A 26,193-nucleotide genomic window follows, 5' to 3' on the forward strand; every position below is an offset into this window, starting at 1 on the left:
AGCCCATGGCGTTCACCCGTGCCACCGGGAAGCACCGTGGTCCGAGCCGCAGCGCGCGGACGACCCGTAACCTCGCCGGCATAGCCACGCTCGCCGCGTCCGGCGTCATCGCCTCCGTCGCCTCCCCGGCCCTGGCGGCCGGCAACCCGGACGACGCGAGCAACCACGACACCGGCCTCCACCACGCCGTCGTCCTCGGTGACGAGCTCGCCGAGCAGATCGAGGCGCAGGCCGACGCGCAGCAGGAGGCCGCCGAGGCCGCCGCCGCGCAGGCCAAGGCCGAGGCCGAGGCGCGCAAGCAGGCCGAGGAGGCCAAGCGCCAGGCCGAGGCCGAGGCCAAGAAGGAGCGCGAGGCCAAGGAGCGCGCCGCCCGCGAGGCCGAGCGCAAGCGCCTGCTCATGTACGTCGCGCCCGTCGACGGTTCCTACGTCTCCACCAGCTACAAGGCGTCCAGCGGCCTGTGGTCCTCCGGCAGCCACACCGGCATCGACTTCCACGCCTCCTCCGGCACCACCGTCCACGCCGTCGGCTCGGGCACCGTTGTCGAGGCCGGCTGGGGCGGCGCGTACGGGAACAACGTCGTCATCAAGATGAACGACGGCACCTACACCCAGTACGGCCATCTGTCGTCGATCAACGTCTCGGTCGGCCAGACCGTCACCCCGGGCCAGCAGATCGCCCTGTCGGGCAACACCGGCAACACCACCGGCGCGCACCTGCACTTCGAGGCCCGCACCTCGGCGGAGTACGGCTCGGACATGGACCCGGTCGCCTACCTGCGCTCGCACGGCGTGAACGTCTGACGGACATCCGTCCCGCTCGTCACTCCCGTCGCACCCGTCCCCCGTACGATGCCCCGGCCCTCGTGGCCGGGGCATCTGCGTTTCCGCCTGCGCGGCACCTGGCCAAAAAATATCCATGAATGTGCCATGGCCGTCGGATATCCGGTTCCTGTCGCATAGAGTCACTCGAAAGTCGCCGCCCGGCGGCAATTCCGGAAGTTCCCAGCGGATTACGGTGGAGGCGCAGGCGATGCGAGGTCCCCTTTCCGCGCACGTGGTGTGCACGGCGATCCGCGGCGACATCGTATCCGGCGTTCTCCCGCCGGGCAGCCGCCTGATCGAGGAAATGCTGGCCGGTCGTTACGGGGTCTCCCGCGTTCCCGTGCGAGAGGCGTTGCGTACGTTGCAGTCGGAGGGCTTCGTCGTCATCCGGCACCACGCGGGTGCCTGCGTGGCCGAGCCGACCGAACGGGAAGCGGCCGACGCCCTGGACATCCGGGCGCTGCTGGAGCCGCTCGGCGCCGCCCGCGCCGCCACCCGCCGCACCGCGGCCCATCTCAAGGTGCTGCGCGGCGTCGTGCGGCTGGGCCGTGAGCGGACCCGGCACGGTCACCGCGCCGAGCTGCGCCAACTCGACGGCTGGTTCCACGAGACGCTCGCCCAGGCATCCGGCAGCACGGGCCTGGCGGCGCTGCTCACCCAGGTACGACGCAAGATCGACTGGATGTACGTGGTCGACCTCCCGGCCCGCGACGAGCGCTCCTGGGAGGAGCACGGGGCGGTGCTGGACGCGGTGAGCCGCGGGGACGCCGAGCGGGCCCGCGCCCTGATGGCGGCGCACATCGAGCGCTCGCGCCCGGCGTACCGGCTGCGTCCGGTGGTCCCCGGGCCGACGGTGAGGAGTTCGAAACAGCCCGTAAACACGGCGCGCGAACGGAATTAACGTGCGGGCCGTATACAAGCGGTAGGGGATTTCGCCGGAGGAATGGCGCGGGTTTCGATGCGGCGCTGCGGGCTGCGAAAAGCGCGGGAAAGCGGGAATCCCGTCAGGTGCGGGTTGATTGCCGCGAGGGGTGCGCAGGGGGAGCGGAAGAACCCCAGAGGGATCGGGATGGCGACGCGGAGGGGGATTGCTCGGCGTATCCCTTAGTGATGGCATGCCCTGGAGCGATGGCGCGCGAATTTTCCCGGTCGCCGCCTGCCGGTCGCGGCGTACGGCACCGCACGAAAAACGGCCCCGCCCCGGCGCCGGTGACCCGGCTACCGCGGCGGAGCCGCGAACACAGTGACCCGCGAAGCGGTTCAGACGGTCTCCGGGAGCTCCTCAAGGCCCTCGGCGACCAGCTTCGCGAGGCGGTCGAGCGCGGCGTCGGCGCCCTCGGCGTCGGAGGCCAGCACGATCTCCTCGCCACCCTGGGCGCCCAGGCCCAGCACGGCCAGCATGGAGGCCGCGTTGACCGGGTTGCCGTCGGCCTTCGCGATCGTCACGGGAACCCCGGCGGCGGTGGCCGCACGGACGAAGATCGAGGCGGGGCGGGCGTGCAGACCCTCGGCCCAACCGACATTGACGCGGCGCTCAGCCATGGTGTTGCCCTTCAAGTCGTAACGGTTGTCTAGACCAGTGTCTCATGTCGCCGGGAGTGCTCCGGCAGCCCGCGGCGGCGCCGTAGGCGGCGCTTTTCGCAGGCCGGAGGCACGCTACCGGCGGGTCGTCGGCGTACGCCCGTACCGTCCGCCATCCGGGACCACGCCGTCCGGGACCTCCGGGCCCACCGTCTGGACCTGCCCACCGTCCGGACCTGCCCACCGTCCGGACCCGCCCACCGTCCGGACCCGCCGACCGGGCCCACCGCCCGGACCCGCCCGGCCCCCTCCGTCCGGGACCGACCGCCCCGGCCCAGCCTGCCCCGGCCCGCACGGGCCCGCACACCGAGCCGGTTGTCGGTGGCGGGTCGTACGCTGTCCCCCATGCAGAGCCCGTCGGACAGCGTCTACCCGGCCCACTGGGAAGCCGATGTCGTGCTGCGCGACGGCGGCACCGCGCGCATCCGTCCCATCGCCCCCGACGACGCGCAGCGCCTGGTCTCGTTCTACGAACAGGTCTCGGACGAGTCGAAGTACTACCGCTTCTTCGCGCCCTACCCGCGCCTGTCCGACCGCGACGTGCACCGCTTCACCCATCACGACTACGTCGACCGGGTGGGCCTGGCCGCCACCGTGGGCGGCGAGTTCATCGCCACGGTCCGCTACGACCGCATCGACGACCGTGGCCGCCCCGCCAAGGAACCGGGCGCCGACCAGGCCGAGGTCGCCTTCCTGGTGCAGGACGCCCACCAGGGCCGCGGGGTGGCCTCCGCCCTCCTGGAGCACATCGCCGCGGTCGCCCGGGAGCGCGGCATCCGTCGGTTCGCGGCCGAGGTGCTGCCCGCCAACACCAAAATGATCAAGGTCTTCACGGACGCCGGGTACACCCAGCAGCGCACCTTCGAAGACGGCGTGGTGCGCCTGGAGTTCGACCTGGAGCCCACCGAGCAGTCCATGGCCGTCATGCGCGGCCGCGAGCAGCGCGCCGAGGCCCGTTCCGTGCAGCGCCTGCTGGCGCCCGGCTCGGTCGCCGTCATCGGCACCGGCCGCGCCCCCGGCGGCGTCGGCCGCTCCGTCCTGCGCAATCTCCTCGACTCCGGCTATCCGGGCCGGGTGTACGCGGTCAACCACGCCTTCCCCGAGGGCGGCGCCCTCCTCGACCCCGAAGGGGTGCCGGGTCACCGCTCGGTGCCCGAGATCCCCGAGCCCGTGGATCTCGCGGTGCTCGCCGTCCCCGCCGCCCAGGTCCCCGACGTGGTCCGCGACTGCGGCGAGCACGGCGTACGCGGCCTGGTGATCCTCTCCTCCGGGTACGCCGAGTCCGGCCCCGAGGGGCGCGAGCGGCAGCGCGCCCTGCTGCGCCAGGCCCGCTCGTACGGCATGCGGCTGATCGGGCCGAACGCCTTCGGCCTGGTCAACACCGCGCCGGACGTCCGGCTGAACGCCTCGCTCGCCCCCCAGATGCCCGGCGCCGGGCGCATCGGCCTGTTCACACAGTCCGGTGCGATCGGCATCGCCCTGCTCAGCGGCCTGCACCGGCGCGGCCCCGGCGACGGCTCGATCGCCGGTATCTCCACCTTCCTGTCGGCCGGCAACCGCGCCGACCTCTCCGGCAACGACCTGCTCCAGTACTGGTACGACGACCCCGCCACCGACGTCGCGATCCTCTACCTGGAGTCCATCGGCGACCCGCGCAAATTCATGCGGCTCGCCCGCCGTACGGCCGCCGTCAAGCCCGTCGTCGTCGCCAAGGGCGCCCGCCACACCGGCACCGCGCCGCTCGGCCACACCGTCCCCACGGTCCGCATCCCCGACAGCACGGTCTCCGCCCTGATGCGCCAGGCCGGCGTGATCCGGGTCGACACGGTCACCGAGCTGATCGACGCCGGGCTGCTGCTCGCCTCCCAGCCGCTGCCGGACGGCCCGCGCGTCGCCATTCTGGGCAACAGCGAGTCCCTGGCCCTGCTGACGTACGACGCCTGCCTCACCGAAGGACTGCGCCCGCTGCGTCCGCACGTCCTCGCCGCCGCGGCCACCCCCGAGGACTTCCGTACGGCGCTGTCCGCCGCCCTGGCCAACGGGCTCTGCGACGCCGTCGTCGTCACGGCCATTCCCTGGGTGGGGGAGGAGGGCGTGGCCTCCCCGGGCGAGGGCGCGGACCTCGCCGCGGCGCTGCGCGAAGCGGCCTCGTCCGCCGCGCCCGCCAAGCCGGTCACCGTCGTACACCTGGCCATGGACGCCCTCGCCGACGCGCTGGCGGCCCCGCCGCCGTCCGGCGATGCCCTGACGCCGTCCCGGAACGTCCCGCAGCCCTCCCACGACGCCTCGCCGTCTCCCGGCGGCGCCTCGACCCGCCCGCACGCCCCCGCGCCCCCCGAGGACGCCACCGAAGCCCCACAGGCCCCCGCGACGGCCCCCTCCGGCACCCCGGACGGCAGCGCGTCCCCCAGCCCTCCGACTGCTCCCCTCATCCCCGCCTTCCCCGCCGCCGAGCGCGCCGTCCGGTCGCTCGCCCAGGCGGTGCGCTACGCGAAATGGCGCCGGGACGCCGCCGACCCGGGCCGGGTGCCCGAGTACGAGGACATCGAGGAGGCCGCCGCCGGCGCCGACATCGACCGGCTGCTCGACGAACTGTCCCGGCACGCCGACATCACCCGCTCCGTCCCCCTGCCGGCCGAGGACGCCCACGCCCTGCTGGCCCGGTACGGCATCCCCGTGCGCCCGGCCCATCCGGCCCCCGACCCGGACACCGCCGTACGGGCCGCCGCCCGCCTGGGCTACCCGGTCGCCCTGAAGACCACCGCACCGCACCTGCGGCACCGCCCCGACCTCGGCGGCGTCCGCCTCGACCTGACCGGCGAGGCGGAGCTGCGCCGCGCCTACGCCGAGCTGACCGACTTCCTCGGCAAGCCCGAGGAGCTGCGCCCGGTCGTCCAGCCGATGGTGCCGCGCGGCGTCGACACGGTCGTCCGCGCCGCCATCGACCCGGCCGCCGGCGCCGTCCTGTCCTTCGGCCTGGCCGGCGCCCCTTCCCAACTGCTCGGCGACACGGCGCACCGCCTCATCCCCGCGACCGACCGCGACGTCGCCGAACAGATACGGTCCATCCGCACGGCTCCGCTGCTGTTCGGCTGGCGCGGCAGCCAGCCCGTGGACACCGCCGCCCTGGAGGACCTGCTGCTGCGGGTCTCCCGGCTGGTCGACGACCACCCCGAGGTCGTCGGCGTCGACCTGGAGCCGGTCGTCGTCGCCGCGCACGGCCTGGCCGTGCTGGACGCCACGGTCCGCCTGGCCCGCCCGCCGGCCACCACCGACCTGGGCCCGCGCCGGATGCCCGCCTACTGAGCGCCGGTACGGAAACCCCTGCCGGGGGTCCCGGGCCCGGACGCGGCCTCTCGGACCCGCCCCGGCCGGTACGCCCCGTAAGATGGCCGCATGGCTAAGACCGGTACGACGACCCAAGGGCTGCGCGCGGCGATCGAGCGCAGCGGCTATTACCCGGCCCTGGTGGCCGAGGCGGTGCAGGCCGCGGTCGGCGGCGAGCCGGTGGTGTCGTACTTGGTCCACCAGGAGACGACCTTCGACGCCAACGAGGTCCGCCGCCATGTGACGGTCCTGGTTCTGACGGGCACCCGCTTCATCGTCAGCCACACCGACGAGCAGTCCGCCGACGACACCTCCCCGTCGCCGTACGCGACGACCTCGACCGAGTCCGTGAAGCTGGGCCGGATCTCCTCCGTCGTCCTCAGCCGGGTGGTCGCCAACCCCGAGTCGTACACTCCGGGCCGGCTGCCCCGCGAGGTCGTCCTGACCATCGGCTGGGGTGCGGTCGCCCGCCTGGACCTGGAGCCTGCCACCTGCGGCGACCCCAACTGCGAAGCCGATCACGGCTACACGGGCTCGTCGACGGCCGACGACCTGTCGCTGCGGGTCAGCGAGGCCGGCGACGGCCCGGACACCGTGCGGCAGACCCTCGCCTTCGCGCAGGCCCTGTCCGAAGCCACCGCGGCCACCACCCGCTGATGGCGTACGCCGCCCCCGCCTGGCCGGAACCGGAACCCCTCGACCTGGCCGGCGCGCCGGTGCCCCGCTACGGCACCGGCTCGCTCGCCGACCTGCTGCCCACCGTCACCGCGGGCCAGGGCCTGACCCTGCCCGGTACGGGGCAGGCGGGCGCGCCGGGCATGCGGCTGGATCCCGCCGACCGCGTCTGTGTCTTCCTCGTCGACGGCCTCGGCTGGGAGCTGCTGCGCGCCCACCCGGACGAGGCGCCGTTCCTGACGTCCCTGCTGGACAGCTCGTTCAACCGCACCGGCCGTCCGATCACCGCCGGCTTCCCGGCCACCACCGCCGCCTCGCTGGCCTCCGTCGGCACCGGGCTGCCGCCGGGCGAGCACGGCCTGGCCGGCTACACCTGCCTCAACCCGGACACCGGCGAGCTGATGAACCAGCTCCGCTGGTACCCGTGGACCGACCCGTACGCCTGGCAGCCGTACCCGACCGTCTTCCGGCAGGCGCACGCCGCCGGCATCCACACCTGCCAGGTCTCCGCGCCGACCTTCGAACGCACCCCGCTCACCGAGATCGCGCTCAGCGGCGGCACGTTCCACGGCCGGCTCTCCGGCGAGGAGCGCATGGACCTGGCGGCCGAGCAGCTCGCCGCCGGTGACCGCTCGCTGGTTTACACGTACTACGCCGAGGTGGACGGCGCCGGGCACCGCTACGGCGTCGACTCCGACGCCTGGCGCGGCCAGCTGATGTACGTCGACCGCCTCGCCCAGCGCCTCGCCGAGCAACTGCCGCCGCGCAGCGCCCTGTACGTCACCGCCGACCACGGCATGATCGACATTCCGTTCGGCCCGGACCACCGCATCGATTTCGACGAGGACTGGGAACTGCGCGCCGGCGTGCGGCTGCTGGGTGGCGAGGGGCGTGCGCGGCATCTGTACGCGCACCCCGGCGCGGCCGGTGACGTGCTCGCGGTATGGCGCGAGGTGGTCGGGGAACATATGTGGGTGGCGGGCCGTGACGAGGCCGTCGCCGCCGGGTGGTTCGGCCCCCGGGTCGACGACCGGGTCCGGGCCCGCATTGGTGACGTCGTCGTCGCCGCGCACGCCGACATGGTGATCGTGGCGAGCGAGACGGAGCCGCGCGAGTCCGCGATGGTCGGGATGCACGGCTCGATGACGCCGGCCGAACAGCTCGTACCGCTCCTCGAAGTCCGCACCTGAGCCCCGTACCCGGGTCGTGCGCCTGAGCACGGCCCCGCACGCCCTTCCCCGCACGCCCTGTCCTGCCCGCCCCGCCGCCCGGTGAGCCCGCCCCCACGTGCGCTCCCGACCGTCCCCACTCGCCACGAGCCCGAAAGGCCCGCGTTCTCCCATGCCCGAGCTGGTGTTCTTCTCCGGAACGATGGACTGCGGAAAGAGCACCCTCGCTCTGCAGATCGAGCACAACCGCTCGGCCCGCGGCCTGCAAGGAATGATCTACACACGCGACGACCGGGCGGGCCGCGGCAAGCTCTCCTCCCGCCTCGGGCTGGTCACCGAGGCCGTCGAGGCGACGGACGAGATGGACTTCTACGCCCACATCGTCGCCGCCCTGAGCTCCGGCGGCCGGGTGGACTACGTCATCGCCGACGAGGCGCAGTTCCTCGCCCCGGACCAGATCGACCAGCTCGCGCGCGTCGTCGACGACCTGGAACTGGACGTCTTCGCCTTCGGCATCAGCACCGACTTCCGCAGCAAGCTCTTCCCCGGCTCGCAGCGCCTGGTCGAACTGGCCGACCGCGTAGAGGTCCTCCAGGTCGAGGCCCTGTGCTGGTGCGGCGCCCGCGCCACGCACAACGCCCGCACCCTCGACGGCCAGATGGTCGTCGAGGGTGCGCAGGTCGTCATCGGCGACGTCCACAGCGCCCCGGCCGAGGTCGGCTACGAGGTGCTGTGCCGCCGCCATCACCGGCGCCGCCAGACCTCGGCCTCCGCCCACGCGGCGGCGCTGTCTCCGGACGTCCTGCCGGTGTACAGCGTCGAGTAGCCCCGGCCACGGAAGCGAAGGGCGCGCGGCGCCGGTACGGCGCCGCGCTCAGCACCGCGCGCCCGGTCGCGCGCCCTCCGGCCGCCCGCTCAGCCCGGCTGCTGGAGCACCGCGAACACGGCCCCCTCGGGATCGGCGACCGTCGCCACGCGCCCGTACGCGGTGTCCTGGGCCGCCCGCACCTCCTGGCCGCCCAGTTCCGCCACCCGCCGGACCGCCGCATCGGTGTCCGAGACGGCGAAGTACGTCACCCAGTGCGGCCCCAACTCCCGCGGCAGCGCGTCGCCGACGCCGTGCACGCCCGCCACCGGCCGCCCCTTCAGATGCAGCGTCAGGTAGTCGGGAACCGCTTCCTCCGGCCGGGTCTCGTACCCGAACACCGCTTCGTAGAAGGCGGTCACCCCCGTCTCCCGGGTCACCAGCTCGTTCCACACCGGCGCCCCGGGCACGCCGACCAGCGCCGCGCCCACCATCTCCTTGCCCTGCCACAGCCCGAAGACCGAACCCTGCGGGTCCGAGGCGATCGCCATCCGGCCCGCCTCGTCGTCCGCGTCCAGCGGCCCGACGGCGACCGTGCCGCCGCAGCCGCGGATCTGCTCGGCCGCCGCGTCCGCGTCGTCACTCGCCAGATAGGTCGTCCAGGCGACCCGCAGCTGGCGGTCGGGCGCCAGTTCCCCGATACCGGCCACCTCCCGCCCGTGGAGATACGCCCGGACGTACGGACCGAAGTGCTGCGGTCCCGGTTTGAACTCCCAGCCGAACAGCGCACTGTAGAACTGCTCCGTCGTGGCCAGGTCGTGCACCATGAGACTCACCCAGCAAGGCGCGCCGGGCGTCCGCCGAGTCGTTGCCTCGGTCGTCATCGTCACTCTCTCCTCGGACCATCGGGGTGGTGGCCGTGCGGGGACCGGGCGCGAGTGCGCCGTCCCGTGCAGATGCTCGCACCCCCTCATCCGCTGCGCGCCCCGGCCGCGCCGTCTTCGGCGCGTTCCCATGGGAGAATGCCCGATTTGATGTTTCGCACCCGTTTCGGCGACGTTGCCGTTCGGGGACGCACGAGGTGAGCCGCCGGAGAAGCCCCCGTAAGCCCCGGAGAGGCCCCGTAAACCCCCGGAGAACCTCCGTAGACCCCGGGGAAGATCCGCAGGAGCCCGGCACCTTCAGCGCCGGGCCCCTCCTGCGCGAGGATGAGCCCCATGAATGCCCTCATCACCGCCGCCGGACTGGCGGACGCTCTGGCCTCGGGGACCCCGCCGGTCCTCCTCGATGTCCGCTACCGGCTCGGCGGCCCGCCCGGCCGCCCCGAGTACGAGGCGGGGCACGTGCCCGGCGCCGTCTACGTGGACATGGACGGCGAACTCGCCGGTCCCGCGGGACCGGCCGGCCGCCATCCCCTCCCGGACCTCGACGCCTTCGCCGGGACGATGCGCCGGGCCGGGGTCTCGGCGGACCGGCCGGTCGTGGTGTACGACGGCGGGCAAGGCTGGTCAGCGGCCCGTACCTGGTGGCTGCTGCGCTACACCGGCCACCCCTCGGTGCGGGTCCTGGACGGCGGCCTGGCCGCCTGGACCGCGTCCGGGGGCGCCCTGAGCACCGAGGTGCCGTCCCCGGCGCCCGGCGACTTCACCGCGACGCCCGGCGCGCTGCCGCTGCTGACGGCGGACGAGGCCGCGGCGCTGGCCCGGCGGGGCGTCCTGCTGGACGCGCGGGCCGGGGAGCGCTACCGCGGCGAGGTGGAGCCCATCGACCGGGTCGCCGGGCACATCCCGGGCGCGCTGTCCGCGCCGACGACGGAGAACCTCGCCGCCGACGGCACGTTCCTGCCGCCCGCCGAGCTGGCCGCGCGCTTCACGGCCCTCGGGGCCACCGCCGACGCCGAGGTCGGTGTCTACTGCGGTTCGGGTGTCTCCGCGGCTCAGGAGGTGCTGGCCCTCGCGATCGCGGGGGTGCCGGCGGCGCTGTACGTGGGCTCCTGGAGCGAGTGGTCGGGCGACCCGGCGCGGCCGGTGGCCACCGGCGCGGAGGCGGGCTGACACCCGGGGCGGACTGACACCGCCTGGCCGAAAACGTTCCGTACGCCCGTTCGTGACGACGGGCGGGTGTACGGGCCGGCGGCCGAGGGGGTAACGGGCGCGGCCGAGCGTACGGGGTGACGGGCGGGCGTACGGGGTGGCCGACGACGGCGTCCTCGTCGCCGGGCCGCCGACCGTACGTCTCCCGCTACTCCGGTTTCTTGCGCCGCGTCCCGAAGACGATCTCGTCCCAGCTCGGTACGGCGGCGCGCCGCCCGGGCCGTACGCCGTCGGCCTCGGCCTGGCGGTCGGTCGTGCCCGTGAGGCGGTCCCGGTGACCGGCCACCGCCCGTGGCATGAGCACGTCGGCGTAGGCCGAGCCCGCGCCCGCGCTCGCCGCCGGAGCGGCCGGTTCCTCCAGCTCCTCGTCCTCGGCGGACTCCTCCTGAACGGGTGTCTTCACCGGCTCGGGGACGACCATGTCGCCACGGAAGCTCGGCACCGCTTCCAGGAGGCTGGTGAGGGAGTCGCGCTCCCGCTCGCCGGAAGCGCTCTCGGCCCGCGCCGGCTCGTCGTCCTCGCCGCCCGCACGGTCCCGGTCCCGGTCCTGGGACGTCTGGCGGTCCAGGGCGCGGTCCAGCGGCCGGTCGCGCGGCAGCCGCGCGATCCGCGGTACGAACGGGAAGCTGGGCTCCGGGGTGTTGTCGGTCTCGCCGATCAGCGCCCGCGCCTCGTCGTCGACGGCCTGGACCAGCCGCCGCGGCGGGTCGTAGGTCCAGCTCGCCGAGTGCGGCTCGGCCGCGACGCGGTAGACCAGCAGGACTTCCCAGGTGCCGTCGTCGCGCCGCCAGGAGTCCCACTGCACGGAGTCCTTGTCGGCGCCGCGCAGCAGCAGCCGCTCCGCGACGGCCTCGCCGAGCTGCGGGCCGGTGTTCTCCCCGGGGCGGCGTACGGGCGTCTTGCGGGCCCGCTCGGCCATGAAGGCGCGCTCGGCGAGCACCGGGCCCTCGAAGCGGCGCACCCGGTCGACCGGGATGCCGGCGAGCTGGGCGACCTCTTCGGCGGAGGCACCTGCTCTTATACGCGCCTGGATGTCCCGCGGGCGCAGGTGGCTCTCGACCTCGATCTCGATCTGGCCGAGCCGCGCGCGGTCGTTGCGGACCGCGGCGCGCAGCCGCTCGTCGATCGGAAGCGTGTACTCGGTGCTGTCCGCAGCTTTGAGCACCAGCCGTGTGCCGTCGTTGGAGACGGCCACGACACGCAGTTCGGGCATGGGGACCTCCCGGGTGGTGCCTGCCGACGTCACGTGCGTCGCTGCTTCCGCTAGTCGAGTGTGGCCTGCCCGGGTGCAGCCTGCCACAACATTGCCGAGTTACCCGGCGTGTCGAGGCTTGGCCCAGAAACGCCGTTATGACACGGTTACCAGTTCGCAACGCTCAGTGACCATGTCCTGTTCCTGCTCCCAGTCACCCGTGTCCGGTGGCGGCACCCGGGGGTGAGTGCCACCTTCCGGCCCCCTCCCGTGTATCCGGGCAGCCGGACGGGATTCCGGGGCCAGGGCTCGCCACAGTACTCCATTCGGGCCACGGAGGTGGACCGCCGCGCCGCCCAAGTTCTCGTACGCCAAGGGAGTTGGTCGCCTTGTCGATCTCTCTACACGGTGTGACGGGTGGCGAGGTTCACAGAATCCGCAGAATCGGAACTACCGGCTTCGCCCATAGGTCACTTGTCCGTGCAAGATGGATCGAAGGGGCGATCAAAGGCTGGAGATGGACAACAAAAGCGATACCGACACGAAAAACAAGGAGAAACGGCTCGACCTGAGCGTTCCTCAGGTCGCGGGCAGTGCCCTGGCGGCCGCCGTCGCCGCCTTTCTCGCCGGGAAGCTCGGCGTGTACGGGACCATCATCGGCGCGGGTGTGGTGAGTGTCGTGGCCACGACCGGTGGCTCGGTCTTCCAGCACCTCTTCCGGCGGACCGGCGAGCAGCTCAAGGAAGTCGCCACGGTCGGCACCCGGCCGAAGCCGCGCCGGTCCTCGGTCTCCCGCAGAACACCGGGCGCCGGGCCGGGCACCGGCATGGTGCTGCCCACCTTCGACCGGCAGGGCGCGGAGGACGAGATCACGTCCGTCGCGGCCAAGGACGAGGGCCGGGCCGGCGACACCGACCGTACGCAACTGCTGCCGCAGGCCGGGGACCCGGACACCGACCGTACGCGGCTGCTGCCGCAGGCCGATCCGGCGCGGGCCTCCGGGGCGGACGCCGGAGCCGCCGACAAGACGCAGCTGGTGCCGCGCCTCGACGACCGGACCATGGCGCTGGGGCAGGCCAGGCCCGGTCACCCGCCGGCCGGCGCCACCGCGGTGCCGCAGCGGGCCGACGAGGTCAGCACCGCCACGTACGGCACCCGCCTGCGCGGCTGGAAGCGGCCGGCGCTGGCCGCGCTGGCGGTCTTCGTACTGTCGATGGGGGCCGTCACCTGCGTCGAGCTGCTCACCGGGAAGGACGCGGCGGGCGGCCCGGGCACCTCGGTGGGCAACGTCTTCGGGGGCAACGGGCACAAGTCCGAGCCGAAGGCCCCGCCCGCCACGGACCGACCGTCACCCGGCACCTCCCACGGTGACGGCTCGACGGGCGGCACGCCGTCGCCCGGTCCCAGCGGCTCCACCGGCACCGGCGACGGCGACACCGGCAGCACGGGCAAGCCGTCCACGCCGACGCCGAGCCCGGACGCGAGCCGGAGCGGCAAGCCGACGCCGCCGCCGAGCCCGCAGCCGTCGAAGTCCGGCGGCAGCACCGGGGGCGACACCGGCAAGGGCGGTGACGACTCCCCGGGCGATTCCGGCGACCGGAACAAGCAGGAGCCCGGCGGACAGCAGGCTCCCGACCCGAAATCCTCGTGAACGCGGGACGGAAATCCGCGCCCGGGCGGGACGTAATGCCGTCCCGCCCGGGGACCGAATCCCCTTAACCGGAGCGGAATTTCCGTCCGTCGCGAGGACCGAATGCCTTTCGGCGGGAGAACGGACGGGGCCGTCCCGCGCGGGCGGTGACCGAACCGGCCCGGACCCGGCAGTGCGCCGGGTCCGGGCCGTTCCGCTGCCGGGCCCGCGGGCCCTTCGGGGCGTTCATCCCTGCGGGACGTTGGGCCGAATGAGCGTTTCAGCCGTCCGGGCGGTCCGGCCGGCCCTGCCCGGCCTCACTCGCCCAGCACGCGCCGCAGGTAGGCGTTGGTGAACAGGCGCTGCGGGTCCAGCCGGTCGCGCAGGGCGGTGAACGCGCCGAATTGCGGGTAGACGCCGGAGAGGTACGCGGCGTCGCGGCTGTGCAGCTTCCCCCAGTGCGGCCGGCCGCCGTGCGCCGTCATGATCCGTTCGGCCGCCGTGAAGTACGCCCGGTACGGCGTCCCCCGGTACATGTGTACGGCGAGGTAGGCGGTGTCCCGCCCGGAGGCGGTGGACAGCGGGATGTCGTCGGCCGGCGCGGTCCGCACCTCCACCGGGAAGCTCACCCGGAAGTCCGAGCGCTCCACCAGCGCCCGCAGCTCGCGCAGCGCCTCGACGGCGGCCGCCCGCGGCAGCGCGTACTCCATCTCCACGAAGTGCACCCGGCGCGGGCTGGTGAAGACCTTGTACGGGATGTCGGTGTACGTACGGGCCGACAGCGCGCGGCTGGAGAGCCGGGAGATCCCCGGGACGGTGGCGGGCACCGCCCGGCCGACGGCGCACGCGGCGCGGAAGAGCCCGTTGGAGAGCAGTTCGTCGTCGACCCAGCCGCTGACCCGGCCGAGCGGGGCGGCGGGGCCCTGGCTGCGGTTGTTGCGCTTGGTGCTGCAGTTGCCGGTGTGCGGGAACCAGTAGAACTCGAAGTGCTCGTTCTCGGCGACGAGCTGGTCGAACTCGGCCGTCACCCGGTCGAACGCCATCGGCTCCTCGCGGGCCGACAGCCAGAACTGCGGCTCCACGGCGAAGGTGACGGCGCTGATCACGCCCAGCGCGCCCAGGCCCACCCGGGCCGCCGCGAAGACCTCCGGGTTCTCGGTGGCGGAGCACGTGAGCACCGAGCCGTCGGCGGTGACCAGTTCGAGCGCGGTGATCTGGGCGGCTATGGAGGCCGAGTCGCGGCCGGTGCCGTGGGTGCCGGTGCTCGCCGCGCCGGAGACCGTCTGCTCCATGATGTCGCCCATGTTGGCCAGCGACAGGCCGTGCGCGGCGAGGGCGCGGTTGAGCTGCTGGAGCGTGGTGCCGGCCGCCACGGTCACGGTGCCGGCGGCGCGGTCCACCGCCCGTATGCCGGTCAGGCGCTCGGGACGGACGAGCACCCCGTCGGTGGCGGCGACCGCGGTGAAGGAGTGGCCGGTGCCGGCCGCCTTGACCGTGAGCCCGTCGGCGGCCGCCGCGCGGACCGCCGCGGCCAGTTCGCCGGTGGAGGCCGGCGAGACGCTCCGGGCCGGCTCCACGGCGACGGTGCCCGCCCAGTTACGCCAGGCGGGCCGGGGCCTGGCCCCCCGTATCGCCCGGACCGTGCGGGCCGCTCCCGTCCGTACCGCTGTCATGTTCCTGCCGGTCGTCCGCTGTGCCTCGGCCATCTGCGCCCGTCCCCTCCCGCTGCGGCGCCGGCCGCAGCCGGCGGTATCCGAGGAACGCCACCGCCGCCGCGAGCGCCCCCGCCACGGTCGGCACCAGGTAGCCGCGCCCGGCTCCGGCCGCGTCCACCACCCATCCGGCGGCCGACGAGCCGAACGCCACCCCGACCGCGAGCCCGGTGCTGGTCCAGGTCATGCCCTCGGTCAGATTCGCGCGCGGTACGTGCTGCTCGACGAGGGCCATGGTGGTCACCATCGTCGGCGCGATGGACAGGCCCGCGAAGAAGAGCGCCACGGCCAGCAACGGCAGGTTCCCGACCAGTTGGAGCGGGATCATACTCACGGCCATCGCACACACGCCCACCAGCCACCGGCGGGCGGCCGGACCCTTGAAATGGATCATCCCGAAGACCACGCCGGCGGCGCACGACCCGAGCGCGTAGGACGCCAGCACCAGGCTGGCGGCGCCCTGGTGGCCCTGCTCCTCGGCGAACGCCAGCGTCACCACGTCGGTCGCACCGAAGATCGCGCCGGTCGCCACGAACGTCACCACCAGCACCTGAAGGCCGCGCGAGCGCAACGCCGAGCCCTTGGCGAGGTGTTCGCGCGGATGCGGCGGCGGCTCGGTCGCCCGCTGCGCCGTCAGCCAGAAGACCCCCGCCACCAGGAAGACCGTCGCCAGCAGCGGGCCCGCCTCGGGGAACCACGAGGTGCACAGGCCGATGGAGAGGATCGGTCCGACGATGAAGCACGCCTCGTCGACGATCGACTCCCAGGAGTAGGCGGTGTGCAGCAGGCGCGGCGAGCTGTGGTGGACGGCCGCCCAGCGGGCCCGCACCATCGAGCCGACGCTCGGCACGCAGCCCGCGCAGGCCGTGAAGACGAACAGCGTCCAGTCCGGCCAGTCTTGCTGCGCGCTCACCAGCAGGCCCGCGATCGCCGCCGCCGAGATCAGGGTCACCGGACGCAGCACCTGGCGCTGGCCGTGCCGGTCCACCAGCCGGGAGACCTGCGGGCTGAGCACCGCCGAGGCCAGCGCGACGGTTGCCGCCAGGGCGCCCGCCAGGCCGTACCTGCCGGTCAGCAGGGAGACCATGGTGACGATGCCGATGCTGGTCATCGACAGCGTCATACGGCCCAGGAAACCGGCGGCCGTGAACGACTTGGTGCCGGGCGTGTCGAAGAGCGCGCGGTACGGGCTTGGCATGGGGGAGCTCCGCCGGTCAAGAGCCGATGCCCGGGAGGTCCGGGAGTCGGTAAGGCATGTCTGAGGCCGAGACAGCTTACGCGCGCTGCCCTGGTGGCCGCCTCCGGTTTTCCGCCTGTCAGTGGCTGGTGGCAGGATCGAAGACATGCCCGAACAGTGCGATCCGCCCCTTCCGACCGCCGGGGGGATCCCCGGTCCCTACGACGCCCTGCTGCTGCTGTCCTTCGGCGGCCCCGAAGGCCCGGACGACGTCGTCCCCTTCCTGGAGAACGTCACCCGTGGCCGCGGCATCCCCCGCGAGCGGCTGAAGGAGGTCGGGCAGCACTACTTCCTGTTCGGCGGCGTCAGCCCGATCAACGCGCATAACCGTGAGCTGCTGGACGCGCTGCGCAAGGACTTCGCCGAACACGGCCTGGACCTGCCGGTCTACTGGGGCAATCGCAACTGGGCCCCCTACCTGACCGACACCCTGCGCGAGATGGTCCGCGACGGTCACCGCCGTATCGCCGTCCTGGCCACGAGCGCCTACGCCTCGTACTCCGGCTGCCGGCAGTACCGCGAGAACCTCGCCGACGCGCTGGCCACCCTCCGGGCCGACGGCCTGGAGGTACCGCGGGTGGACAAGCTCCGGCACTACTTCAACCACCCCGGCTTCGTCCGCCCGATGGTCGACGGCGTGCTCGCCTCCCTCGCCGAGCTGCCCGCCGGCGTACGCGACGGCGCCCACATCGCGTTCACCACCCACTCCATCCCGACCGCGGCGGCCGACACCTCCGGCCGCCCGGAGGACCACACCGGCAACGGCGAGGGCGGCGCGTACGTCGCCCAGCACCTGGACGTGGCCCGGGTGATCGCCGACGCGGTCCGCGAGGAGACCGGCGTCGACCACCCGTGGCGGCTGGTCTACCAGTCCCGCAGCGGTGCCCCGCACATCCCCTGGCTGGAGCCGGACATCTGCGACCACCTCGAAGAGGCGCACGGCGCGGGCGTTCCCGCGGTCGTCATGGCGCCGATCGGCTTCGTCTCGGACCACATGGAGGTCAAGTACGACCTCGACACCGAAGCCACCGCCAAGGCCGCCGAACTGGGCCTGCCGGTCGCCCGCTCCGCCACCGTCGGCGCCGACCCGCGCTTCGCCGCGGCCGTCCGCGACCTGCTCCTGGAGCGCGCCGCCGCCGAGCAGGGCCGCGCACCGGCCCGCTGCGCCCTCGGCGAGCTGGGGCCGAGCCACGACCTGTGCCCGGTCGGCTGCTGCCCGGCCCGCGCCCCGCGCCCGGCCGCCGCGGGCGCTGACTGGACGGGCCCGGTGGCGGAGGCCCGGGGGTAGCCCCCGGAGCCCGCGGGCCCAGCGGCAGGTCCCGGAGCCGAGGGCCCAGCGGCAGACCCGGAGCCGTACCGGGACGACAGACGGCGGCGCCGCGCCGCCCCGCGGGGCGGTCCCGAGCGGCCGCCCGTACGAGCAAGGAGCACCGTGTCCGATCCGCTGCAGGACGAACTTCTCGGCCTCGCCCTGGAGGCCGCCCGGCGCGCCGGTGAGCTGCTGCGCGACGGCCGCCCCGCCGACCTCGGCGTCGCCGCCACGAAGACCAGCCCCATCGACGTCGTCACCGAGATGGACATCGCCAGCGAGAAGCTGATCACCGGCTTCCTCGCCGAGCACCGTCCCGACGACGGCTTCCTGGGCGAGGAGGGCGCCAGCGTCGCGGGCAGCAGCGGGGTGCGCTGGGTCATCGACCCGGTCGACGGCACGGTCAACTACCTGTACGGACTGCCCTCCTGGGCCGTGTCCATCGCCGCCGAGCGGGACGGCGAGGCCGTCGTCGGCGTCGTCGCGGCGCCGGTGCGCGGCGAGACGTACCACGCCGTCCTGGGCGGCGGCGCGTTCCGCAACGGGGAGCCGGTGCGCTGCCGTCCCGCACCGCCGCTGTCCCAGGCCCTGATCGGTACGGGCTTCGCCTACATCGGCGAGCGCCGGGCCGCCCAGGCCGAGGTGCTGCGCACCCTGCTGCCGCAGGTCCGCGACATCCGGCGCGGCGGCTCGGCCGCGATCGACCTGTGCGACGTGGCCTGCGGCCGGCTCGACGGTTACTACGAGCGCGGACTGAACCCGTGGGACATGGCGGCCGGCGCCCTGATCGCCCGCGAGGCCGGCGCACGGACCGGCGGCCGCCCCGGCGAGCCTGCCTCGAACGACCTGGTCGTGGCCGCCTCGCCGGATGTGTTCGGGACCCTCCAGCCCCTGCTGGAGGAGCTGGGCGCCTGGCACGACTGAGCCTCTGTGCCGACACCCGGCCGGACGCCCGCCGCCCGACGGGAACGCGACAGCGCCCCGGACCCTGTGCGGGTCCGGGGCGCTGCCGTCGTACGCGGCCGGGAGAGGTCAGGCGCTGGCTGCGGTGACCTGCACGCCGTGCTCGGAAGCAAGGCGCTGCAGATCCTCCAGCTCGGCCTGTTCCACCTCGACGAGGAAGTCGTCGCCCGACTCGCGGGCCCGGTCCAGGTCGGCTTCGGTGTTCCGTATGCGCTGCAGAATTCCTGCGGTGAACGCGTCCATGGTGCGCCCCCTCGTCGTGGGTCGGTGGCACGGGGGTGTGCCGACGGGCGGGGCGATCACGGCGTGGCCCCTGCGAATGGATCAGAGAGCGGCATGGCGCCGTACAGGGCGTGATCGCGGGTGTGCAGACGTCCTCCCCATGGGCAACCTCACGGAAACCTCAAGCGGCACGGGAATTCGAAAACGGCCCGGACGGCACCGTTCCGGGGCCCGTCGCGGCCCGGCCCGGCCCCTGTGGCCCACCCACCCGGCCCTTGCGGACCACCCGTCCGAGGCCCCCGGCCCGCCCGCCCGGCACCGCGCGGAACGGGGCGCAGGCCGCCATCCACCCCTCTTACTGCCGGTTTACAGCCGTTCGGGGCAGGATGGAGGGGCTCCGAGTTTGCCGTGCCCCGGAACATCCAGGGCCGTGAGGAAGGATTTGCGACGTGCGTGTTCTCGTCGTCGAGGACGAGCAGCTGCTCGCCGATGCGGTGGCCACCGGGCTGCGCCGGGAGGCCATGGCCGTCGACGTGGTGTACGACGGCGCGGCCGCCCTGGAACGCATCGAGATCAACGACTACGACGTGGTCGTGCTGGACCGGGACCTCCCGCTGGTGCACGGCGACGACGTCTGCCGCAAGATCGTCGAGCTGGGGATGCCCACCCGTGTCCTGATGCTGACCGCCTCCGGCGACGTCAGCGACCGTGTCGAGGGCCTGGAGATCGGCGCCGACGACTACCTGCCCAAACCCTTCGCCTTCACCGAGCTGACCGCCCGGGTACGGGCTCTGGGACGCCGTACGACGGTCGCCCTGCCGCCCGTCCTGGAGCGGGCCGGCATCAAGCTGGACCCGAACCGCCGCGAGGTCTTCCGCGACGGCAAGGAGGTCCAGCTCGCGCCGAAGGAGTTCGCGGTGCTGGAGGTCCTGATGCGCAGCGAGGGCACGGTCGTCTCGGCCGAGCAGTTGCTGGAGAAGGCGTGGGACGAGAACACCGACCCCTTCACCAACGTCGTGCGGGTCACGGTCATGACCCTGCGCCGCAAGCTGGGCGAGCCCGCGGTGATCGTCACGGTGCCGGGTTCCGGCTACCGGATCTGACGCCGATGCCCGCTTCGTCCAAGGCGCCCACCCCGCCGCCCGTCACCCCGCCCATGCCCACCTGGGATCCCAAACCGGTCAACGCCCGGCCCTTCCCCTGGCTGCGCCCCACCATCCGGATACGGCTCACGCTGCTGTACGGCGGCATGTTCCTGATGGCCGGCATCGTGCTGCTCACGATCATCTACATGCTGGCCGCCAACGCGCTCCAGGAAGGCAGCGAGCTGCCCGTCAAGATCCTCCGGGGCAACTTCGCCGCCACCAGCAACGTCTGCGACCTGCCCAGCCAGTCCTCCGGGGAGATCTTCACCCAGGCGATCCAGAGCTGCCTCCAGCACCAGCGGGCGCAGGCACTGAACACCCTGCTCAACCGTTCGCTGCTGGCGCTGCTGGGCCTGACCGTCGTCGCGTTCGCCTTCGGGTACGCGATGGCGGGCCGGGTCCTGTCGCCGCTGGGCCGGATCACCCGTACCGCGCAGCGGGTGGCGGGCTCGGACCTGCACCGCCGGATCGAGCTGGGCGGTCCGGACGACGAGCTCAAGGAGCTGGCGGACACCTTCGACGAGATGCTGGACCGGCTGGACCGGGCCTTCGAGTCGCAGCGCCGTTTCGTCGCCAACGCCTCGCACGAGCTGCGCACGCCGCTGGCGATCAACCGGACGCTGCTGGAGGTCCAGCTCGCCGACCCGGACGCCTCGCCGGAGCTGGCGCAGCTGGGCAAGACGCTGCTGGCGACCAACGAGCGCAGTGAGCAGCTCGTCGAGGGTCTGCTGCTGCTGGCCCGCAGCGAGAACAAGATCGTGGACAAGAAGCCGGTGGATCTGGCCGAGGTGGCCTCGCAGGCCGTCGACCAGGCCCGTGCCGAGGCGCAGGCCAAGGGTGTGGAGATCCGCGGCGTGCGCCGGCAGGCGTTCGTCCAGGGCAACGGCGTCCTGCTGGAGCGCATCGCGCTCAACCTCGTGCAGAACGCGGTGCGCTACAACGTCCCCCGGGACGGATGGGTCGAGGTGATCACCGAGCCGCAGCCGGGCTGTGCGGTGCTGGTGGTCTCCAACACCGGCCCGGCCGTCCCGGCCTACGAGGTGGAGAACCTCTTCGAGCCGTTCCGGCGCCTGCGGACGGAACGCACCGGCAGCGACAAGGGCGTCGGCCTCGGCCTGTCCATCGTGCGGTCCGTGGTGCGCGCGCACGACGGCAGCATCACGGCGACGCCCCGCGAGGGCGGCGGACTGGAGATGCGGGTCGTCCTGCCGCTGTGAGGGCCGCAGGCGGGCGGGGAGCCGCGTGCGGGGCCGGGACCCGTGCCACGGCTCCCCACCCGCCAGGCTGTCCTTTTTGACCCGGGACCCCACCTCTTGGCACTCTTGGTCGCCCTCCGCACGCCGGCCACCCCGGCTTGACGTGACGGCGGGCGGCCATGGATCCTTCGCCGAGTTCGCTTTGCGCTGAATTCCTACGCTCCGCCCGACGGTCCGTCCGTGTGTGATCCCTCACAGGCGCGAGATTCGAGCCACCCACTCTCCGTGATCGGAACGGTCGGCGGAAGGCCGGGAAAATCCGGGTTTCCAGGGGCCTTGATCACGGGAAGTACACGTGATGGCGTGCGCGAGGTGCGACATTCGGACCGTGTACGGTCCTGATCGCCATCCAAACCGATCACCTCTTCAGGGGTGCGGTTGGGTGTCGATTGAGTAACAGACCTTGATGTGAGGCAAAATCTCCGCCTCAGGTCGGGCACAAGTCCGGCCTCTCACGCGTTACGTGCGCTGGAGACACCGCAGACACCCAGAGGGGGAGAGCGACATGGCTACGGATTACGACACCCCACGCAAGACAGATGACGACCTCAACGAGGACAGCATCGAAGAACTGAAGTCGCGGCGGAACGACAAGTCCGCCTCGGCCGTCGACGTCGACGAGTTCGAGCAGGCCGAGGGCCTGGAACTGCCCGGCGCCGACCTTTCCAACGAAGAACTCGCCGTCCGGGTGCTGCCCAAGCAGCAGGACGAGTTCACGTGCATGAGCTGCTTCCTGGTCCACCACCGCAGCCAGCTGGCCGCCGAGGACAAGAACGGCCAGCCGATCTGCCGCGACTGCGCGGCCTGAGGATCGGTCGACGCCGTGGCAGGCGTGAACCCGTTCCGTAAGGGACGCAAGGGCGAGAAAGGCCCGGCGGCCGGCGCACGATCACGCGACGAAAACGCGCCCGTGCCCGCCGACCCGACCGCCCTGCCCGCGGAGCGGAGGACCGGTGCAGTGGAGGAGCGAGGCCGTGCGGCCTCGCTCGCGGCGGCCGTGGGCCGCGGCACCAGGAAAGGCCGCGACGGCGCACGCAAGGGCCTGACGACGGTCGCCGAGCGCATCATCGACAACGCCCCGCGGATCCCGGTCCGTGATCTGGCGACGTTGCGCCGGCAGTTCCCCGGCCTGACCCCCGAGGAACTGGCCGACAAGCTGGTCTCCGGTGCCACACGGGGCACCGCCACCGTCGGCGCGGGGGTGGGCGCGGCGGCGATGCTGCCGGTACCGCCCGCCATGCCGGCCGAGCTGGCCGCCGAGATCGTCGGCGTGGCCTCCGTGGAGATCAAACTCATCGCCGAGCTCCACGAGGTCTACGGCCTGCGTCCCCCGGGCACCCTCAGACAGCGCGCCACCGCCTATCTGACGTCCTGGACCGAGGAACGCGGTATCGACGTCACCAAGCCCACCACGGTCAACGCGGCGCTGGGCGGCCAGATGAAGCGCGAACTGCGCCAGCAGATCATGAAGCGCACGCTGCGCAACCTGCCGAACCTGACACCGTTCATGGTCGGCGCCGCGGTCGGCGCGGTGATGAACCGGCGGGACACCAAGAAGCTCGCGGACAAGATCCGCAAGGACCTGCGCGCCAGACAGGTGCCGTGGGACGCCCTGCCGCACGCCGAGACGATGCCGGACACCACGACGCCGGCCCTGCCGCCGGAGGACGATCGCTGAGGCCCCGCCGGGAGTGTCGTACGGCCATCGTGAAGGGCCGCTGAGACCCGCCGGAGCGTCGTTCGGTCGCCGCGGAGGACTGCCGCAACCGGCTGCGAAACCACTGAAGCCCCACCGAGGCACTCCGGCCTTCATCGGGACGCGGCACCGCGCCCCCGGGAAGGCCCCTGAGCCGCCCGACGGCGCCCTGCCCGGCCCCGCAGCCCCCACGGGGTCGGTTCAGGCCCGTACGGCCGCCAGCGCGGCCACCAGGCGCTCCGGCTCACGGGTCGAGAGGTATGCGTACGGAGTCGGGTCCGCCGGGTCCGTGATCTCCACCCGCACAGCGGTGCGGATGTAGCTGCGCAGCAGCATGAAGGCGCGCGTGTCCGCCTTGTGCGTACGCCACGCCAGCGCCTCCTCCGGGTCCAGCGCCCGGGCCTCGCCCAGCGCCGCCACCGGGATCCGGGCGTCGCCCGCGATCAGCGAGTCGCCCACGACGCGGATCCGTACCGAGCCGTACGAGCTGACCGCCACCGCGGACAGCGCCGCGCCGCCGATCAGCCCGCCGAGCATCGGCAGCGTGCCCAGCGGCAGCAGCATCAGGGCGCAGGCCACGCCGATCAGGCCGGCGATCACCCACCAGGAGCGGGGCGCGGTGAGGCGTTCTTCGTACGACTGCATGGCTCCAGCTTGGCACGGCGGCGCGGGCCGGTTACGCGCGCGGGTAGGGTCTGCACTCGTGAGTGGAACCGACAAGGCCCCGACGCGGCTGACGCCACCGGCCGACGCCGTCGCCCCGGTGCGGCACCCCGACGCCCCCGCGCCCCGAGAACTCCTCGGCGCGCACTACGACCACTGCTTCGGCTGCGGCGCGGCACAGGCCCACGGCCTGCAGCTCCAGGCCCGTGCCGAGGACGGCGTACGGGTGACCGCCGAGTTCACGGTCAAGGAGGCCCACCAGGGCGCGCCCGGCCTCGCGCACGGCGGGGTGCTGGCCACCGCCCTGGACGAGACGTTGGGCTCGCTGAACTGGCTGCTCCGGGTGATCGCCGTGACCGGCCGCCTGGAGACCGACTTCCTGCGGCCCGTGCCGGTCGGCACGGTGCTGCACCTGGACGCGGAGATAACCGCCGTCCACGGCCGGAAGATCTACTCGACGGCGGTGGGCCGCATCGGCGGCCCCGAAGGCCCGATCGCGGTGCGCGCCGACGCCGTCTTCGTCGAGGTCAAGGTCGACCACTTCATCGACAACGGAAGGCCGGCCGAGATCCAGGCCGCGATGGCCGATCCGGACCAGGTCAGACGAGCTCGTGCTTTTGAGGTGAACCCGTGAGTCAGGTACGCAATCCGGTGGATGTGCTGATCCGGCGTCTGGACCCGGAGGTGCCGATTCCCGCTTACGGGCATCCCGGTGACGCGGGTGCCGACCTGGTGACCACCGAGGCGGCGGAACTCGCGCCGGGGGAGCGGACGGTGCTCCCCACCGGAGTGTCCGTCGCCCTGCCCGACGGGTACGCGGCGTTCGTGCACCCCCGCTCGGGCCTGGCCGCCCGGTGCGGAGTGGCGCTGGTGAATGCCCCCGGGACGGTGGATGCCGGGTACCGTGGGGAAATCAAGGTGATCGTGGTCAATCTGGACCCGCGCGAGAGCGTGCGGTTCGAGAGGTTCGACCGGATCGCCCAACTGGTCGTCCAGCAGGTCGAGAAGGTGCGCTTCCACGAGGTGGCGGAACTTCCCGGCTCGGCGCGGGCCGAGGGGGGATTCGGTTCCACCGGCGGTCATGCGGCGGTGGACGGCTCCACGGGTGGGAATGGATACGCATCGGTCGGTGCCGACCGGGAAGGACAGTGACGTGTTCGGTCGTCGCAAGAAGAACGAGGCTCCCGCAGAGTCGGTCCCCGCAGCGGAAGCCGCCGACGAGACGGCCTCGGACGAGACCTTTGCGGACGAGGGTGCCGGGTCCGGCGAGGAGGAGCGGCGGGTGAACCTGCCCCCGGCTCCCCGTCCCGACGGCCCCTGGGACCTCTCCGAGGTCACGGACGCCGCCGAGGGCCGGGTGGACCTGGGCGGCATGTTCGTGCCCGGCGTCGAGGGCATGGAGCTGCGGGTGGAGGTCGCGGGCGACGCGATCGTCGCGGCGACCGTGGTCCTCCAGGACAGCGCCGTGCAGCTCCAGGCGTTCGCCGCGCCCAAGAAGGAGGGCATCTGGGGCGAGGTCCGCGAGGAGATCGGCGCCGGGATCACCCAGCAGGGCGGCGTCGTCGACGAGGTCGAGGGCCCGCTGGGCTGGGAACTGCGCGCGCAGGTCCCCGTACAGCTCCCGGACGGCACCAACGGCGTCCAGGTCGTGCGCTTCGTCGGCGTCGACGGCCCGCGCTGGTTCCTGCGCGGCGTCATCTCCGGCCAGGGCGCGGTCCAGCCCGAGGCGGCCGGCATCCTGGAGCACATCTTCAAGGACACCGTGGTCGTCCGCGGCGAGGCCCCCATGGCCCCCCGCGACCCGATCGTCCTCAAGCTCCCCGACGACGCCCAGATGGTCCCCGACGGCGTCCAGCAGGAGCCCGCGGAAACCTCCCGCTTCGGCGGCGGCGTCGAACGCCTCGAACGCGGCCCGGAAATCACCGAAATCCGCTGACGCGCGGCGCCGGCTGACGCTTCCGCACTTCGCTCCCGTGACCGCACCGGTCACGGGAGCGAAGTGCGTTGCAGGACCGTGGCAACTCCGCACGCGGCAGACTGCACGGCTGTGCCAGGCTTCCCCTGTTCCAGGGCGGTTCGTGCCCGCCCTCCACACCTTGAACCGGAGGAAGCGCTTCCGTGCGCGTTCTTATATCCCCGTCCTATGGGAGTTCAGCGACACGTCGCCACTGGGCCGACACCGTCGACCAGCCCGTGACCTTCACCGACGACAAGTACGTCCACGTGCTGAGTGCCGAGCAGCGCGCCCGGCTGCAGACCGTCCACCCGGACGGCATGGCCCGCTTATGGGGCGCGGTGCCCACGCATGACACGAAGATGCGTGACGTCGTGCCCGGCGACGTCGTGTTCTTCACCGGGCAGGGCCGGGTGCGGGCGGTGGCCGAGGTCGGGGTGATCTTCCGCAACGCCGAACTGGCCGATCTTCTATGGCCTCCGGAGCCGGGCGGTCCCAGCTGGCACACCGTCTACACCCTGCTGGACCTGATCGAGGCGGACATCCCGTACTCCGAACTGAACGCCGTTCTCGGCTACCGGCCTCACCACAACTACCCGGGACAGATGGTCCTGCGCGGTGACAAGACATCCCACGCGGATAAGCGTCAAGCCGCCGCTGCTTGGACCTCCGCTGGGGCTTGTGGGAAAGCGATCGTTTCGTTGTAGGTGTGACCGGTCTGGAGGCAGTGGAACAGCATG

Annotated in this window: 25 protein-coding genes; 18 read left to right on the forward strand and 7 right to left on the reverse strand. The window is 73.0% G+C overall.

Annotation, left to right across the window (positions count from 1 at the left end; translation table 11 throughout):
• Positions 1-5: 5 nt before the first annotated feature.
• Together ACZ4QV_RS33225 and ACZ4QV_RS33230 are read left to right on the forward strand one after the other, a co-directional pair.
• Positions 6-803 carry a M23 family metallopeptidase gene (locus tag ACZ4QV_RS33225; protein ID WP_361590040.1) on the forward strand — a complete coding sequence of 266 codons (798 nt, stop codon included), beginning with the start codon at positions 6-8 and terminating at the stop codon, positions 801-803.
• Between the two features lie 229 nt (positions 804-1,032).
• A complete protein-coding gene (locus ACZ4QV_RS33230; RefSeq protein ID WP_361155771.1) occupies positions 1,033-1,725 on the forward strand; it encodes a GntR family transcriptional regulator in 693 nt (230 codons plus the stop codon).
• A 359-nt stretch (positions 1,726-2,084) separates the two neighbouring features.
• Here ACZ4QV_RS33230 and ACZ4QV_RS33235 read toward each other — a convergent pair whose 3' ends face one another.
• Positions 2,085-2,366: an HPr family phosphocarrier protein gene (locus ACZ4QV_RS33235; RefSeq protein ID WP_030021209.1), complete on the reverse strand. Its 282-nt coding sequence runs from the start codon at positions 2,364-2,366 to the stop codon at positions 2,085-2,087.
• A 384-nt stretch (positions 2,367-2,750) separates the two neighbouring features.
• On the opposite strand from ACZ4QV_RS33235, the gene ACZ4QV_RS33240 reads away from it, so the two are divergent.
• From ACZ4QV_RS33240 to ACZ4QV_RS33255, 4 genes are all read left to right on the forward strand, one after another.
• Positions 2,751-5,711: a bifunctional acetate--CoA ligase family protein/GNAT family N-acetyltransferase gene (locus ACZ4QV_RS33240; RefSeq protein WP_361639758.1), complete on the forward strand. Its 2,961-nt coding sequence runs from the start codon at positions 2,751-2,753 to the stop codon at positions 5,709-5,711.
• A 90-nt stretch (positions 5,712-5,801) separates the two neighbouring features.
• On the forward strand, positions 5,802-6,389 hold the full coding sequence (locus tag ACZ4QV_RS33245; protein ID WP_003981824.1) for a DUF5998 family protein: 588 nt from the start codon (positions 5,802-5,804) through the stop codon (positions 6,387-6,389).
• On the forward strand, positions 6,389-7,597 hold the full coding sequence (locus tag ACZ4QV_RS33250) for an alkaline phosphatase family protein (protein ID WP_361155774.1): 1,209 nt from the start codon (positions 6,389-6,391) through the stop codon (positions 7,595-7,597). Before ACZ4QV_RS33245 ends, ACZ4QV_RS33250 begins: the two co-directional genes overlap by 1 nt.
• Positions 7,598-7,748: 151 nt before the next feature.
• Positions 7,749-8,402: a thymidine kinase gene (locus tag ACZ4QV_RS33255; protein ID WP_361155776.1), complete on the forward strand. Its 654-nt coding sequence runs from the start codon at positions 7,749-7,751 to the stop codon at positions 8,400-8,402.
• 89 nt (positions 8,403-8,491) lie between these two features.
• Here ACZ4QV_RS33255 and ACZ4QV_RS33260 read toward each other — a convergent pair whose 3' ends face one another.
• Positions 8,492-9,265 carry a VOC family protein gene (locus tag ACZ4QV_RS33260; RefSeq protein WP_361155778.1) on the reverse strand — a complete coding sequence of 258 codons (774 nt, stop codon included), beginning with the start codon at positions 9,263-9,265 and terminating at the stop codon, positions 8,492-8,494.
• A gap of 333 nt (positions 9,266-9,598) precedes the next feature.
• On the opposite strand from ACZ4QV_RS33260, the gene ACZ4QV_RS33265 reads away from it, so the two are divergent.
• Positions 9,599-10,435, forward strand: a complete 837-nt coding sequence (locus ACZ4QV_RS33265; protein ID WP_361155780.1) for a sulfurtransferase — start codon at positions 9,599-9,601, stop codon at positions 10,433-10,435.
• A gap of 187 nt (positions 10,436-10,622) precedes the next feature.
• Here the strand turns inward: ACZ4QV_RS33265 and sepH are convergent, their stop codons facing one another.
• Positions 10,623-11,687: a septation protein SepH gene (sepH, locus tag ACZ4QV_RS33270; protein ID WP_467763797.1), complete on the reverse strand. Its 1,065-nt coding sequence runs from the start codon at positions 11,685-11,687 to the stop codon at positions 10,623-10,625.
• A gap of 496 nt (positions 11,688-12,183) precedes the next feature.
• Between sepH and ACZ4QV_RS33275 the strand changes: the two genes are divergently transcribed.
• Positions 12,184-13,317 (forward strand): hypothetical protein, encoded by a 1,134-nt coding sequence (locus ACZ4QV_RS33275; protein ID WP_361639760.1) that lies wholly within the window; start codon positions 12,184-12,186, stop codon positions 13,315-13,317.
• A 296-nt stretch (positions 13,318-13,613) separates the two neighbouring features.
• Here the strand turns inward: ACZ4QV_RS33275 and ACZ4QV_RS33280 are convergent, their stop codons facing one another.
• Positions 13,614-14,969, reverse strand: a complete 1,356-nt coding sequence (locus ACZ4QV_RS33280; RefSeq protein ID WP_361640502.1) for a D-arabinono-1,4-lactone oxidase — start codon at positions 14,967-14,969, stop codon at positions 13,614-13,616.
• A complete protein-coding gene (locus ACZ4QV_RS33285; protein ID WP_361640500.1) occupies positions 14,893-16,206 on the reverse strand; it encodes an MFS transporter in 1,314 nt (437 codons plus the stop codon). The genes ACZ4QV_RS33280 and ACZ4QV_RS33285 overlap by 77 nt, the downstream gene beginning before the upstream one ends.
• A gap of 145 nt (positions 16,207-16,351) precedes the next feature.
• Between ACZ4QV_RS33285 and ACZ4QV_RS33290 the strand changes: the two genes are divergently transcribed.
• Both ACZ4QV_RS33290 and ACZ4QV_RS33295 read left to right on the forward strand, forming a co-directional pair.
• Positions 16,352-17,533: a ferrochelatase gene (locus ACZ4QV_RS33290; protein ID WP_361640498.1), complete on the forward strand. Its 1,182-nt coding sequence runs from the start codon at positions 16,352-16,354 to the stop codon at positions 17,531-17,533.
• Between the two features lie 144 nt (positions 17,534-17,677).
• Positions 17,678-18,478, forward strand: a complete 801-nt coding sequence (locus tag ACZ4QV_RS33295; RefSeq protein ID WP_361155789.1) for an inositol monophosphatase family protein — start codon at positions 17,678-17,680, stop codon at positions 18,476-18,478.
• A gap of 108 nt (positions 18,479-18,586) precedes the next feature.
• Here the strand turns inward: ACZ4QV_RS33295 and ACZ4QV_RS33300 are convergent, their stop codons facing one another.
• Complete coding sequence (locus tag ACZ4QV_RS33300; RefSeq protein ID WP_167515092.1) at positions 18,587-18,760, reverse strand: hypothetical protein; 174 nt, start codon at positions 18,758-18,760, stop codon at positions 18,587-18,589.
• A gap of 428 nt (positions 18,761-19,188) precedes the next feature.
• On the opposite strand from ACZ4QV_RS33300, the gene ACZ4QV_RS33305 reads away from it, so the two are divergent.
• The 4 genes from ACZ4QV_RS33305 (at position 19,189) to ACZ4QV_RS33320 (ending at position 22,818) form a co-directional block, all read left to right on the forward strand.
• Positions 19,189-19,842: a response regulator transcription factor gene (locus tag ACZ4QV_RS33305; protein ID WP_030021221.1), complete on the forward strand. Its 654-nt coding sequence runs from the start codon at positions 19,189-19,191 to the stop codon at positions 19,840-19,842.
• A 5-nt stretch (positions 19,843-19,847) separates the two neighbouring features.
• A complete protein-coding gene (locus ACZ4QV_RS33310; RefSeq protein ID WP_467763798.1) occupies positions 19,848-21,101 on the forward strand; it encodes a sensor histidine kinase in 1,254 nt (417 codons plus the stop codon).
• A gap of 544 nt (positions 21,102-21,645) precedes the next feature.
• Positions 21,646-21,948 carry a DUF4193 domain-containing protein gene (locus ACZ4QV_RS33315; protein ID WP_003982531.1) on the forward strand — a complete coding sequence of 101 codons (303 nt, stop codon included), beginning with the start codon at positions 21,646-21,648 and terminating at the stop codon, positions 21,946-21,948.
• A 15-nt stretch (positions 21,949-21,963) separates the two neighbouring features.
• Positions 21,964-22,818, forward strand: a complete 855-nt coding sequence (locus ACZ4QV_RS33320) for a hypothetical protein (protein ID WP_467763799.1) — start codon at positions 21,964-21,966, stop codon at positions 22,816-22,818.
• Between the two features lie 219 nt (positions 22,819-23,037).
• Here ACZ4QV_RS33320 and ACZ4QV_RS33325 read toward each other — a convergent pair whose 3' ends face one another.
• Entirely contained in the window at positions 23,038-23,481 is a 444-nt protein-coding gene (locus tag ACZ4QV_RS33325) for a DUF3093 domain-containing protein (protein ID WP_361155794.1), read from the reverse strand.
• Between the two features lie 58 nt (positions 23,482-23,539).
• On the opposite strand from ACZ4QV_RS33325, the gene ACZ4QV_RS33330 reads away from it, so the two are divergent.
• The 4 genes from ACZ4QV_RS33330 to ACZ4QV_RS33345 all read left to right on the forward strand — a co-directional run bounded on the left by ACZ4QV_RS33330 (position 23,540) and on the right by ACZ4QV_RS33345 (position 26,160).
• Positions 23,540-24,133, forward strand: a complete 594-nt coding sequence (locus ACZ4QV_RS33330; RefSeq protein WP_361640525.1) for a PaaI family thioesterase — start codon at positions 23,540-23,542, stop codon at positions 24,131-24,133.
• Entirely contained in the window at positions 24,130-24,651 is a 522-nt protein-coding gene (gene dut / locus ACZ4QV_RS33335; RefSeq protein ID WP_031012935.1) for a dUTP diphosphatase, read from the forward strand. The genes ACZ4QV_RS33330 and dut overlap by 4 nt, the downstream gene beginning before the upstream one ends.
• Position 24,652: 1 nt before the next feature.
• A complete protein-coding gene (locus ACZ4QV_RS33340) occupies positions 24,653-25,435 on the forward strand; it encodes a DUF3710 domain-containing protein (RefSeq protein ID WP_361155798.1) in 783 nt (260 codons plus the stop codon).
• Between the two features lie 257 nt (positions 25,436-25,692).
• Positions 25,693-26,160, forward strand: coding sequence for a hypothetical protein (locus tag ACZ4QV_RS33345; RefSeq protein ID WP_361640523.1), 468 nt, complete (start codon positions 25,693-25,695; stop codon positions 26,158-26,160).
• Positions 26,161-26,193 lie beyond the last annotated feature (33 nt).

It is taken from the genome of Streptomyces sp. NPDC026394 (genome assembly GCF_055567735.1).

What these genes read in the sequence shown, in the direction of transcription:
- ACZ4QV_RS33225 (WP_361590040.1), top strand. Translation starts at nt 6, where the DNA reads ATGGCGTTCACCCGTGCCACCGGGAAGCACCGTGGTCCGAGCCGCAGC.
- ACZ4QV_RS33230 (WP_361155771.1), top strand. Translation starts at nt 1,033, where the DNA reads ATGCGAGGTCCCCTTTCCGCGCACGTGGTGTGCACGGCGATCCGCGGC.
- ACZ4QV_RS33235 (WP_030021209.1), bottom strand. Translation starts at nt 2,366, where the DNA reads ATGGCTGAGCGCCGCGTCAATGTCGGTTGGGCCGAGGGTCTGCACGCC.
- ACZ4QV_RS33240 (WP_361639758.1), top strand. Translation starts at nt 2,751, where the DNA reads ATGCAGAGCCCGTCGGACAGCGTCTACCCGGCCCACTGGGAAGCCGAT.
- ACZ4QV_RS33245 (WP_003981824.1), top strand. Translation starts at nt 5,802, where the DNA reads ATGGCTAAGACCGGTACGACGACCCAAGGGCTGCGCGCGGCGATCGAG.
- ACZ4QV_RS33250 (WP_361155774.1), top strand. Translation starts at nt 6,389, where the DNA reads ATGGCGTACGCCGCCCCCGCCTGGCCGGAACCGGAACCCCTCGACCTG.
- ACZ4QV_RS33255 (WP_361155776.1), top strand. Translation starts at nt 7,749, where the DNA reads ATGCCCGAGCTGGTGTTCTTCTCCGGAACGATGGACTGCGGAAAGAGC.
- ACZ4QV_RS33260 (WP_361155778.1), bottom strand. Translation starts at nt 9,265, where the DNA reads ATGACGACCGAGGCAACGACTCGGCGGACGCCCGGCGCGCCTTGCTGG.
- ACZ4QV_RS33265 (WP_361155780.1), top strand. Translation starts at nt 9,599, where the DNA reads ATGAATGCCCTCATCACCGCCGCCGGACTGGCGGACGCTCTGGCCTCG.
- sepH (WP_467763797.1), bottom strand. Translation starts at nt 11,687, where the DNA reads ATGCCCGAACTGCGTGTCGTGGCCGTCTCCAACGACGGCACACGGCTG.
- ACZ4QV_RS33275 (WP_361639760.1), top strand. Translation starts at nt 12,184, where the DNA reads ATGGACAACAAAAGCGATACCGACACGAAAAACAAGGAGAAACGGCTC.
- ACZ4QV_RS33280 (WP_361640502.1), bottom strand. Translation starts at nt 14,969, where the DNA reads ATGACAGCGGTACGGACGGGAGCGGCCCGCACGGTCCGGGCGATACGG.
- ACZ4QV_RS33285 (WP_361640500.1), bottom strand. Translation starts at nt 16,206, where the DNA reads ATGCCAAGCCCGTACCGCGCGCTCTTCGACACGCCCGGCACCAAGTCG.
- ACZ4QV_RS33290 (WP_361640498.1), top strand. Translation starts at nt 16,352, where the DNA reads ATGCCCGAACAGTGCGATCCGCCCCTTCCGACCGCCGGGGGGATCCCC.
- ACZ4QV_RS33300 (WP_167515092.1), bottom strand. Translation starts at nt 18,760, where the DNA reads ATGGACGCGTTCACCGCAGGAATTCTGCAGCGCATACGGAACACCGAA.
- ACZ4QV_RS33310 (WP_467763798.1), top strand. Translation starts at nt 19,848, where the DNA reads ATGCCCGCTTCGTCCAAGGCGCCCACCCCGCCGCCCGTCACCCCGCCC.
- ACZ4QV_RS33315 (WP_003982531.1), top strand. Translation starts at nt 21,646, where the DNA reads ATGGCTACGGATTACGACACCCCACGCAAGACAGATGACGACCTCAAC.
- ACZ4QV_RS33325 (WP_361155794.1), bottom strand. Translation starts at nt 23,481, where the DNA reads ATGCAGTCGTACGAAGAACGCCTCACCGCGCCCCGCTCCTGGTGGGTG.